This window comes from Pseudoalteromonas sp. CNC9-20, from assembly GCF_022347875.1.
In the GTDB taxonomy this organism is placed as follows: domain Bacteria; phylum Pseudomonadota; class Gammaproteobacteria; order Enterobacterales; family Alteromonadaceae; genus Pseudoalteromonas; species Pseudoalteromonas ruthenica.
On the sequence record NZ_JAKRFS010000002.1, the window covers coordinates 586,844 to 597,821 of the forward strand.

9 protein-coding genes are annotated in these 10,978 nt (G+C 50.5%); 4 read left to right on the top strand and 5 right to left on the bottom strand.

Annotation, left to right across the window (positions count from 1 at the left end; genetic code table 11):
- Positions 1 to 18 precede the first annotated feature (18 nt).
- On the top strand, positions 19 to 2,295 hold the full coding sequence (locus MHM89_RS06295) for a CHRD domain-containing protein (protein ID WP_239408385.1): 2,277 nt from the start codon (positions 19 to 21) through the stop codon (positions 2,293 to 2,295).
- Positions 2,296 to 2,350: 55 nt separating this feature from the next.
- Here MHM89_RS06295 and MHM89_RS06300 read toward each other — a convergent pair whose 3' ends face one another.
- Entirely contained in the window at positions 2,351 to 3,319 is a 969-nt protein-coding gene (locus MHM89_RS06300; protein ID WP_239408386.1) for a YihY/virulence factor BrkB family protein, read from the bottom strand.
- A gap of 189 nt (positions 3,320 to 3,508) precedes the next feature.
- On the opposite strand from MHM89_RS06300, the gene MHM89_RS06305 reads away from it, so the two are divergent.
- Positions 3,509 to 4,516 carry a mechanosensitive ion channel family protein gene (locus MHM89_RS06305; protein ID WP_239408490.1) on the top strand — a complete coding sequence of 336 codons (1,008 nt, stop codon included), beginning with the start codon at positions 3,509 to 3,511 and terminating at the stop codon, positions 4,514 to 4,516.
- On the opposite strand, the gene MHM89_RS06310 is transcribed toward MHM89_RS06305, so the two are convergent.
- Both MHM89_RS06310 and MHM89_RS06315 read right to left on the bottom strand, forming a co-directional pair.
- Positions 4,513 to 4,959: a MarR family transcriptional regulator gene (locus MHM89_RS06310; RefSeq protein ID WP_022945819.1), complete on the bottom strand. Its 447-nt coding sequence runs from the start codon at positions 4,957 to 4,959 to the stop codon at positions 4,513 to 4,515. The genes MHM89_RS06305 and MHM89_RS06310 overlap by 4 nt on opposite strands.
- Positions 4,960 to 5,442, bottom strand: coding sequence for a glutathione peroxidase (locus MHM89_RS06315; protein ID WP_022945818.1), 483 nt, complete (start codon positions 5,440 to 5,442; stop codon positions 4,960 to 4,962). It abuts the gene before it with no gap.
- 125 nt (positions 5,443 to 5,567) lie between these two features.
- Here MHM89_RS06315 and MHM89_RS06320 point away from each other — a divergent pair, with 125 nt between their 5' ends.
- Entirely contained in the window at positions 5,568 to 7,268 is a 1,701-nt protein-coding gene (locus MHM89_RS06320) for a collagenase (RefSeq protein WP_239408387.1), read from the top strand.
- A gap of 185 nt (positions 7,269 to 7,453) precedes the next feature.
- Positions 7,454 to 8,698 carry an iron-containing alcohol dehydrogenase gene (locus tag MHM89_RS06325; protein WP_239408388.1) on the top strand — a complete coding sequence of 415 codons (1,245 nt, stop codon included), beginning with the start codon at positions 7,454 to 7,456 and terminating at the stop codon, positions 8,696 to 8,698.
- Between the two features lie 205 nt (positions 8,699 to 8,903).
- Here the strand turns inward: MHM89_RS06325 and MHM89_RS06330 are convergent, their stop codons facing one another.
- Both MHM89_RS06330 and MHM89_RS06335 read right to left on the bottom strand, forming a co-directional pair.
- The gene (locus MHM89_RS06330; protein WP_239408389.1) at positions 8,904 to 9,851 is read right to left on the bottom strand and encodes an ornithine cyclodeaminase family protein; all 948 of its coding nucleotides are present in this window, start codon (positions 9,849 to 9,851) and stop codon (positions 8,904 to 8,906) included.
- On the bottom strand, positions 9,838 to 10,944 hold the full coding sequence (locus MHM89_RS06335; protein WP_239408390.1) for a Xaa-Pro peptidase family protein: 1,107 nt from the start codon (positions 10,942 to 10,944) through the stop codon (positions 9,838 to 9,840). Before MHM89_RS06335 ends, MHM89_RS06330 begins: the two co-directional genes overlap by 14 nt.
- Between the last annotated feature and the right edge of the window lie 34 nt (positions 10,945 to 10,978).

Genomic DNA, 10,978 nt, shown 5'->3' on the forward strand with positions numbered 1-10,978 from the left:
AATTTACAGGAAGCCATTATGAGATACCTACTGTTACTGAGTAGTCTACTATTTGTGAGTGCCTGTAGTGATGACGATGACGACAACGTTACTACACCGCCTCCCCCTCCTCCCGCAACAGAATTTTCTGCCACACAAACTTATGAGCTAACGCTCAGCGCCAAGCAAGAAGTACCGATGAACGATTCTATGCAAAGCGCTGCTGCCACTGTTGAGCTCGATGAGAACCTGATGCAGTTTCGAGCCTCTCTCGATGTCAGTGATGTCGAAGGCTTTAGTGCTGCCCACATTCATGATGGAGATATCGGCGAAAATGGCGATGTTGCCTTCACCTTTAGCGCTGCCAGTGAAGGCATGTTAGAGGTGGCCATCACCGATCTAAGTGAAGACTTAGTATCGGACTTAATGGACGGCGACTGGTACATTAATGTCCACACCGACGCCTACCCAGACGGAGAACTTCGCGCCCAGATTGTGCCTGATACCACCTCCATTATCACCTTTAAGCTAAGCGGCGAGCAGCAAGTTCCCGCTAACGACAGCGCCGGTCTTGGTTATGGCTATGCTGCCTTTGACAGCACCAACAATGAGTTAGCGCTGCGCGCGGTAACCATGGGCGTGGACGATGCCACCGCCGCACATATTCATACCGGACGCATAGGTAGCAATGGTGAGGTGTTAGTGGTACTCGAACAAGATGATGAGGTCATGACCGATTGGGTTGCACCTGAGGGCACGCAAATCGACGCCGATACACTCGCTGTTCTGCTCTCTGGCGGCCATTATGTTAATGTTCATACCCCTGATTTTCCCGATGGTGAAATTCGCGGGCAAATTCTCACAGATAACTTTGTTGTCGCGACTTTCCCACTAACCGGTGCTCAAGAAGTTCCAGCCGTTGACACTATGGCATCTGGTGACGGTTATGCCCTAGTTAACACCGACGACTATGGCGTTGAGCTGAAGGTCAACACGACCGGCGTTGATGATGCCAGCGCGGCGCATATCCATACCGGCCGTGTAGGCACCAATGGTGAAGTGTTGGTCGCCCTTGAGCAATCTCTTGACGATGCAGGTACGTGGATGGCCCCTGAAGGCACACAAATCAATGCCGATATTTTTGCTGTGCTGGCCTCTGGCGGTCACTACGTCAATGTGCATACGCCAGCCAATGCTGGCGGCGAGTTACGCGGACAAATACTGACCAGTAATTATGCGCTGGCCACCTTTGCCCTCTCCGGCGCGCAAGAAGTGCCGGCTGTTAGTACGACCGCCATGGGTAGCGGTTACGCCTTGGTGAATACCAGCGATTACAGCACCGAAGTACGGGTGGTAACCGAGGGCGTCGATGATGCCACCGCCGCCCATATTCACTCCGGTCGTGTAGGTACCAATGGCGAGGTCTTTGTTGCCTTGGAGCAGTCGATGGAGGATGCCGGGGTGTGGATGACCCCAGAGGGCACGCAAATTGATGCCGATATTTTCGCAGTGCTGGCTTCAGGCGGTCATTATGTCAACGTGCATACGCCAGCAAACACCGGCGGAGAAATACGCGGACAAATACTGACCAGTAATTATGCGCTGGCCACCTTCGCGCTAAGTGGTGCCCAAGAAGTGCCTGCGGTATCCACTTCCGCCTCAGGCAGTGGTTACGCCCTGGTGAATACCAGCGACTACAGCACTGAAGTACGGGTTGTCACCGAAGGCGTCGATGATGCCACAGCTGCACACATTCATACCGGCCGTATTGGTACCAACGGCGAGGTGTTTGTTACGCTCGAGCAATCCATGGATGATGCTGGGGTGTGGATGACCCCAGAGGGCACACAAATTGATGCCGATATTTTCGCAGTGCTGGCTTCAGGCGGTCATTATGTCAATGTGCATACACCAGCAAACACTGGGGGTGAGCTGCGCGGACAAATTCTTACTGATAACTATGTACTTGTCGCCTTTTCTTTGAGTGGCGATCAGCAAGTACCCATGGTGACCACAGACGCTTTTGGTGATGGCTATGCCTTAGTTAACACCAACGACTATAGCGTCGAGCTGCAAGTGCTTACCAGCGGTGTCAGTGATGCCACTATGGCGCACATTCACACCGGTAACCTGGGTGAGAATGGCCCGGTCTTAGTCGCCCTAGAGCAAGACATGGATGACGCCAACCGTTGGATGGCACCAGCGGACACGGCCATTACCGCAGAAATTTTCGCCATTTTAGCCAGTGGTGGTCATTACGTGAATATCCATACGCCTGCGTTTCCAGACGGAGAAATACGCGGACAGATTCAATAAAGCTTACATATAAGGCCAGCAAAGCTGGCCTTTTTTATTTCCTCGCCGTGCTAATTCATTCTTTATCTACCTGCTGGCGCTGCTTAGTGGTTAATTCATCGGCTACGGTTGCCCCACGCTCCCCTCTTGAGCGAGGCTCGCCTATAGTGCTATCTGTCAAGGTTTGTTGCTCAATACTGGCGTTAATCGCTGCGCCCAGAATGACAATATAGGCGCTGATATAGAGCCACATCAACATGATCACCACACCAGCCAGTGAGCCATAGGTTTCACTGTAAGAGGCGAACCGTGAGACGTAAAAAGAAAAGCCAATCGAGGCGACAACCCACATGCAGGTGGCAATGAGCGCACCGCAAGAAAGCCATCGCCATTTAGCCGCTCGACGATGCGGCGCGTAGCGATAAATAATACTCAGTGACAATAAAAAGATGGCAGCCAGCAGCGCCCACGTGATTAATTTTATAGTCCAGTCTATGTTACGCTCGAAGCCCACATAATTGAGTATTACCGGCAATATACCAATGGTGGCAAGGGCCACCACCGCAATAATGATGGCGCCAAAAGCAAAAACAAAACGCGTTAATAGGGCAATAAATAAATTGCGCTTTTTACTCTCGTGATAACTAATATTGCACGCAGTGATCATCGCTTGCGCGCCTTTGGAACTACTCCAAATGGTCAACACGAAACCGACAATGGCACTGATGCTTAGGCTTGCTTGAGATTGCGCATTCAGCTCTTGTACTTGGCTCATGACCAAGTCTTGGCTCGCCGGTGCAAGTAAGCTCAGCACTCTATCAAGTTGTTCAACCATATCTGCTGCTGAGAAGAAATAGCCATACAGTGATAATAATGCCGCAAGAGCTGGAAAAATCGCCAACAAGCCATAAAATGCTACCCCCGCAGCGACGAGGGATAAGTTGTCTTGGCCTAAATTATTGACCAGCCGTTTGCTTATATCCCACCAGCCCCGTAGTGGAACATCACTGGGCTTTTGAGCCTGATAACCTCGCTTTTTCAACATATTACTCCGTTATCTTGGCGGCACAGCCGCACCGTCATCGTACTTTGTTAACTAGCAATAACAGCGCCAACATAGTGGCACTGGATTTGCTCTTATATACCCCTATTCGTTCATTTGTGGGCTAAAAACACCATGAGTATTGACCTCACCACTGTGATTTTAAAGGCGGCTGAGCGCATTGCACCGCCAATGCCTGAACCCTCTTGGCAAGCATTGAGTGAACAGTTTAGGCAGTTTTTACACAATGCTTGGCAAATGTTACCTAATCTCAGCCTTGGCCTCGCAGTCATGATCCTATGCTGCCTGCTCGCTCGCCCTGTGGCCTACCTGTTGATCAAACCTTTGCATCGGTTCAGCCAAAGCCGTTTAGTTCAGGTGGTCATGCGCCGTTTTATCAGTATTCTCATTATGCTGCTGGGTGTTTATGTGTTTCTTCGTCTGGCCGCACTGACTGAATTTGCTGTCGCAGTAATGAGTGGTACCGGCCTTATCGGACTCATTCTCGGCTTCGCCTTTAAGGACATTGCCGAGAATTTCATCTCTAGTATGCTGCTAAGCATACAGCGACCTTTTAAAATAGATGATGTAATCGAGGTGGACGGCCGTTTAGGCGTAGTGCGTAAAGTGACCGCTCGCGCGACCACTTTGGTTGACTTTGATGGCAACCATATTCAGATCCCCAACGCCACCGTGTACAAAAATGTGATCAAAAACTTCACAGCCAACCCCAAGATGCGGGGTCACTTTATTATCGGCGTTGGTTACGACAATAACTTAAGGCAGGCTCAACAGCTTGCTTTACAGTGTATTAGCAGTAAAACCATGGTATTGAGCGACCCACCACCACAAGTGTTAATTGATAATCTCGGTGCATCCACCGCTAACCTGCAGGTTTATTTCTGGGTTGATAGCGAACGCTTCAGTGTGCTTAAAGTGGCCTCGCACCTGATGCGCGAGGTGGTCGATACCTTTACCGAACAGGAGATCAGCATGCCTGACGATGCTCGAGAGCGCATTATTGTTAACCAACCTGACGGCTCAGCCGAGACTACGCATGCACAGCCACAAAAGGCAAAGCCGCGTACTGGCGCCAGCCGCCATAATCAAGCGGTGGATGACATCAGTAGCGACGCCGAAGATATCCGTGAACAGGCGCAAAAATCCCGAGAGCCCGAACAAGGCAACAACATCATCTAGCTGAGTTCGGCTATCAGCGCATCAAGTTGCAGTGCCATGGCATTAAGTTCTTCTCGCTGACACTGCAGAGATTGACTTAGGGTGTCTCGCCACTGCTTAGCGTTGCTTTGCAGCGCCAAACCCGCCTCAGTAAGCGCTATTTGCAATTGCCGTTCATCATCATCACTGCGCACTCGAGATAGCAGCTCCTGCTTTTGCATCCGTTTTAACAGCGGCGTCAATGTGCCTGAGTCAAGGTGCAGCTCTGCGCCAAGTGATTTAAGGCTCATGGGCAATTGTTGCTGTTCATGGCGCTGCCAAAGCACCAAAAGCACTAGATATTGAGGATAGGTCAGGCCCAGCTCATTCAACATAGGTTGATAGCCCCGCACAACTAGCCGAGAGGCAGTGTAGAGCTTAAAACACAGTTGGTTTTGCAAATATAAGGTGCTGTTATCTGTCATTTAGGGTGCTAATAGTTGTTCAATATCGGCGCGTATAGCTTCGGGTTTTGTCGTCGGTGCGTAACGTTTCACTACCTGCCCTTGCTGGTCAACTAAGAACTTAGTGAAGTTCCACTTTATGGCCTTAGAGCCTAGCACGCCCGGCGCTTGTTGCTTTAAATAGGAAAACAAAGGGTGGGCATCGGCACCATTAACATCCACCTTAGTCATTACCGGAAACGACACGCCGTAATTAAGTTCACAAAACTCACTTATCTGCGCATCATCACCGGGCTCTTGAGCGCCAAACTGGTTACATGGAAAAGCGAGCACCACCAACCCCTTATTTTCAAAGTCTTGATAAAGTGCGTTCAACCCTTGGTATTGCGGTGTAAAGCCGCACTTACTTGCAGTATTGGCGATCAGTAAGACTTTGCCTTGATATTGCTCAAGTGACACTTGCTCGCCACGGTTATTGACTGCGTTAAACTGATAAATAGACATAAAAACCTCGAGATTTGATTGTGCACAATATAATTGATCGCAATATAAATGCTTTCAAGTTTTATTTATTGTATACAATATACATTAAGTGTATGGTCTAGCTAAATAATAAAAACTGATTCAGTATGAAGATAATAACGCTCATCCTTTTACTAATACTCATCACTGGGTGTGCATCACTCCCTCGTGATGAATCCACTCTTGCCCCCGCAATCGATGGCTGGTCGAGTACGCCAAGATTGGCCGAGGCAAAGCAAGCCGTTATCTTTTTGCACAGCCAAGCGAACCAGACACACCCACAGTGGCAGCAGATTAATGCGGTGCTTTATTTCTTACGCTCATATAGCTATCTCGGCGAACCCGATAAACTCAGCGAGCACCTGCGAACTAAGCTCGCCAACTCTTTACAACGCTTAGCTAACAAGGCCAAAGAGGCGGATAGCGCCGAGTATGATCGCTTTATGGAGCACTATGCGGTGAGCATCTATCGCTTGCTTGATACCCCCGCATTGCACCCTAAGGCACCCTCTTGGATTAGCACGCTCACTGACTTTATTGCCATGCAGCCTGATACTACAACCATTCACGCTGACTATGCGCTATGGGAAAGTTATCGGGCACTGGCCTTTTTGGCTTTCAGCGCGCGCACCGAAGCGCCGCTGCAACACACTCTTGTCCACTCGCCCTCAACCTTGACGGTGCTTAGTGATGCCCTTTCCCGCTCGCAATGGCAACAACAGCATGCACTTTGGGTATTGGGCTATTGGCATCAATTGTTGCCTCTGCCACAACAACACGCGCTTGATGCCGCGATTTGGCGAGCAGTGCAACAAAGTACTGACGATGAAAACGAGCAACAGCGATTGTTTTCGACCGTATATTTGGTCAACAGTTTTCGTGGTTTGAGCTACTGTAAAGAGGGCTTCCAAGCGCGCTGTGCGAGCCCCAATATTGATGATGTACTACCTATTAACCACCGGTGTAGTGAACGCTTGTTTATCCGCGCCACTTCCCTTAGCAGTGAGCAACTGCAATACAGCTGCCGCCGCTTAATCGCCCAAGAACAAGACTTTCATGAACTATTCGCCAGCGACTATACGCCCGTGGCCAACGATCATAACCATGCCCTACGGGTGGTCATATTCGACAATTACAGCGACTACAATCGTTATGGTCAGCTACTGTTTGATATTCAAACTAACAATGGTGGTATGTACATAGAGGGGACGCCCAGCGATCCGCAAAACCAAGCAACGTTTTACTCATTCCGTGCGTTTTGGCTAGCCGATACTAACCGGGTGTGGAATCTCAATCATGAATATGTGCACTACCTTGACGGCCGTTATAATAAATATGGCGGTTTTGGCCACTTTGCCGAGCACCTAGTGTGGTGGAGCGAAGGCCTTGCAGAACTCATCGCCAAAGCTCAGCACAACCCTCGTGCAATCGAAGTCATAAAAGACACCGATGCCATCGAAAGACCAAGCTTACAGGCTATTTTTGCCACTGATTACAACGATAGCAGCGAGCAAATTTATCAATGGTCATACTTAGCTATGCGTTATTTACAGCAGCATGATATTGATGCACTGCGCTCACTGCAGCGCCACCTTAGCGGTGACTTTTATCAAGGCTATACGCGTACACTCGCACATATCGCTAAGCAGCATCAACCGCACTTTGCGCGCTTTGTCAATGCGCTTGCAGCTACTGAGCCCAAGCAGCAACCGAGTGAGACTAAAAACCGACTATACCGATACCTTTATCGTGACTACCTAATGCCCTCACACCTAAGCTACGACGCGCATCACCGTCACTTGTTGTAATGTAAAGCCCCTTTACGCACGGTGCTAAGGTAAGGTGTTAGCACCGTGATTGCCCCTCGCCGCTTTACCGCCATAAAGCTATAACTTAATGTTTTGTGGTCAGTTTTGTGAAAACATCTATACTGCTAAGGGTAAGCAATGGTGCGCGCCCTGTATCTGCACAGCAATATCATCTTGGAGGCGAAGTGACGTTCACACATAGGTTATATCGGCTTTATCATTTCGGTCTTCGCCTCGCAGCGGCGCTTTTGCCCATTCGCACGCCGCATGTTTATGCCGGGCAGCAAGCGGTGTCACAATGGCTTTGTGAGGTTAAAAAGCAAAATCTGCGCACCTTGTTAGTGGTCAGCGACCCGGGCATCGTTGCTTTGAATTTGCAGCAACCCATAATTGCGGCATTACATCAGCAAGGGGTTAATACGGTGCTCTACAGCGATGTTGAGGCCAATCCAGGGATACCTTGCATTGAGCATGGGGTAAGCTGCTATCAGCAACACCATTGCCAAGGCATTATCGCCATTGGCGGTGGTTCGGTGATGGACTGCGGCAAACTGATCGCCGCACGCATTGCTCGACCGAGTAAATCCCTGCAGCAAATGCAGGGGTTATTTAAGGTGTTGCGCCCCTTGGTGCCACTTTATGCAGTGCCAACCACGGCGGGTACCGGCTCGGAAGTCACGGTCGCCGCCGTAGTCAGCGACCATCAGCGACAAATAAAGTTCGCTATCAATGACTTATGCTTAGTACCAAAAGGGGTACTCTTGCTGCCTGAACTAACCCTTGGCTTGAGCCCACAGCTCAGCGCAACCACCGCCATAGACGCCCTCACTCACGCGATTGAGTCCTATATTGGCATTAATGCAACGCGCTTTAGTAAAGCAAAAAGCGTGGCTGCCACTAAGCTGATCCTCACTCATTTACCCCTGGTTTACCAACAGCCCAACCACATCGATGCGCGCATGCATATGTTGTGGGCGGCCTTTTATGCAGGCCAAGCCTTTACCCGCACCTCGGTGGGTTATGTGCATGCTATTGCCCATCAATTGGGAGCGCTGTACGGCATTGGCCACGGCCTAGCCAACGCCCTGCTGTTAGCGCCAGTGCTCAATGCCTATGGACAGCGCATCGATGCTCAGCTCACGGCGCTGGCACAACAAAGCTTGACAGCAAATAGCGATGCTCAAGATATGCGCGCGGCGATTGCCACCTTGCTACATGACTGCGCTATCCCTAATACCATTGTGCAACTGCGCCAAGAAGACATAACCACAATAGCTAAACGAGCGATTGCTGAAGCCCATCCTGACTACCCGGTGCCCTGTTTTTTTAACCAGCACGACATCGAAACAATACTGTATTCGCTATTGCCACAACAGCAGCACTCCAAGCAAACAAGCGAGCAACAGTCGTTGGCAGGCCAGTACCACTGAGCGTGAATGCATAACAACGTCCCCGCGCTTGCTAATATAAAGCCAGCGCGGCGGTGCCGTATGGCTATAAAGCATATATGAATTGACTCGGCCGCCGTATCGGTAGGTCAACAAATAAGGCCTGAGGCTCATCAGCTCCAAGGGCATAGCCCGTAGGCTACGCCCCCGGGTGATTGTCAGTACTTCGCAGCACTGCACTTTGACTTTAGCGGTCGCTGAGTTGCTGGTACACATAATTGGCCGCAATGAGGTCACTGAGCGCAGTCCCCACGGATTTAAATAAAGTGATGTCATTATCACCTTGGCGCGCCGGACGATTAATGCTGGCCAAATCACTGAGTTGCCCTTGTATTTGCTCGGGTGAGAATACCCCCTCACTGATGGGGATTAATAGCTCCCCGGCTTCATTGAGAACGTTATCGCGGCTATCCACGTACACGCGACTGCGTTTTATCGTTTCGCTATCGCACTCACGAGCATCGCGATGATGATTGCCTATTAAGTCGATATGAGTCCCTGGCGTTAGCCATTGACCACTAAACAAAGGCGCGTGACTGCCGGTAGCACAGCAGATGGTATCGGCACTGGCAATAAGCGCTTCACTGGCTGAAGCATGCTCAAATTGACAATGAGCAAACTCTTGGCGCAGTTGCGCGAGGATGGCTTCAGCTTTGGCGGTGTTGCGGGCAACCAGACTGACTTGTTGATAATCTCGCACGCTTAGGTGCGCGCGGATCATAAACGGAGCGAGCTTGCCCGAACCAAATACCACCAGCTTTTTCGCCTGCTGCACAGCCAAATAACTGGCCGCTAATGCCGACACCGCTGAGGTGCGCCACAAGGTGATTTCGGTGCCATCCACCAGCGCTCGCGGCTCGCCATGCTGGCGCGAAAATAACATCACCTTGGAATACAAACTGGATTTACCATGGTGCTCATTATCTGGGAAATAAGTAAAAGCTTTAACCCCGATGACTTGATCATTCCATGCCGGCAGCACCGCGAACGCATCATGGTTATCGCTCTCGGGGCTGAGCGGGTAGACATTGCGTCTGGGCATAGTGGCTTGACCAGCAAAGCCTTGTTGTAGCGCTTTTAACAATGGCGCATAGGCCATCACTTGCTGTACTTGCTGTTGATTAATAATCTCCATGTTCACTCCTTAGCGCGAATTGTTGAGGGGCCTGAGTCAGGCGCTGATAGCCTGTCTCGGTAACGACAATGTCTTCTTCTAAACGCACACCGCCATAGTTGGGAATGTAAATGCCGGGCTCAATGGTGATGACGTTGCCACTTTCTAGCTGATAGGGGGCATTGGCTTTAATAAAGGGCAACTCATGAAGGGTTAAGCCAACACCGTGCCCCAACCCTTCGCCGGCATAACGATGATACGGGCTCGAGGCCAACACTTGCTGAGCGGCGTGGTTTAACTCATGGCAACAAGTGCCTGCACAGACCTGTTGCAGCGCTGCTTGTTGTGCCTTAGCAACGGTGTCAAACAAGGCTTGCTGCTCGCTAGTGGGCTCGCCCCACACATAGGTGCGGGTCATATCTGAGCGATAGCCGCTGCGCACAGCGCCAAAATCAATCAATATTAAATCGCCCTCGCATAAGCGCTTTGCTCCCGGTTCACCATGGGGCAAGGCCGTACGCTCAGCGAACAGTAAAATCGTGTCAAAAGACACCCCTTGCGAGCCACGTCGTTGCATTTGATAATCAAGCTCTATTGCCAATTCTCGCTCAGTTATGCCGCTTTCAAGCAAAGTGAGCGTATCGGCTAAGGCCGCATCGGCAATCTCAGCAGCGCCACGGATACAGGCAACCTCTTGGCTATCTTTAACACGGCGTAACCTCTCGACCACCTGTACTGTGGCAACACAGGTATTAGCGCGCAAATGCTCGGCGATATGCTGCCATTGACCAACACTAAAATGCTCTGCTTCAAAGCCCAGAACGCTGTGCTTGGCGCACACCCGGGCCAAACATTGCCCAAGGCTTTCGCGGTCGCGATCGCGCTGAATAACCTCCATCCCTGAGGTTTCCTCTAGCGCACGCAAGTAGTAACGGTAATCGGTGATCAGTAACGCTTGCTCGGCGCTGACAACTAAAGTGGCGCCATGTCCACTAAACCCGCAGAGATAAGCAATGTTTTCACCGCTGTGAATGATAAATGCCTGTACTTGATGACTCTCAAGCTGTGCTCTTAAGCGCGCCATACGGCGCTGAAAATCAAATGTTATCGCCATAATTCCTCGCTCTAGTTCCTCTATAGTGATTGCC

Bases quoted from the DNA above. Each gene is read 5' to 3' on its own strand.
- MHM89_RS06295 (WP_239408385.1), top strand. From the start codon at position 19: ATGAGATACCTACTGTTACTGAGTAGTCTACTATTTGTGAGTGCCTGT.
- MHM89_RS06300 (WP_239408386.1), bottom strand. From the start codon at position 3,319: ATGTTGAAAAAGCGAGGTTATCAGGCTCAAAAGCCCAGTGATGTTCCA.
- MHM89_RS06305 (WP_239408490.1), top strand. From the start codon at position 3,509: ATGCCTGAACCCTCTTGGCAAGCATTGAGTGAACAGTTTAGGCAGTTT.
- MHM89_RS06310 (WP_022945819.1), bottom strand. From the start codon at position 4,959: ATGACAGATAACAGCACCTTATATTTGCAAAACCAACTGTGTTTTAAG.
- MHM89_RS06315 (WP_022945818.1), bottom strand. From the start codon at position 5,442: ATGTCTATTTATCAGTTTAACGCAGTCAATAACCGTGGCGAGCAAGTG.
- MHM89_RS06320 (WP_239408387.1), top strand. From the start codon at position 5,568: ATGAAGATAATAACGCTCATCCTTTTACTAATACTCATCACTGGGTGT.
- MHM89_RS06330 (WP_239408389.1), bottom strand. From the start codon at position 9,851: ATGGAGATTATTAATCAACAGCAAGTACAGCAAGTGATGGCCTATGCG.
- MHM89_RS06335 (WP_239408390.1), bottom strand. From the start codon at position 10,944: ATGGCGATAACATTTGATTTTCAGCGCCGTATGGCGCGCTTAAGAGCA.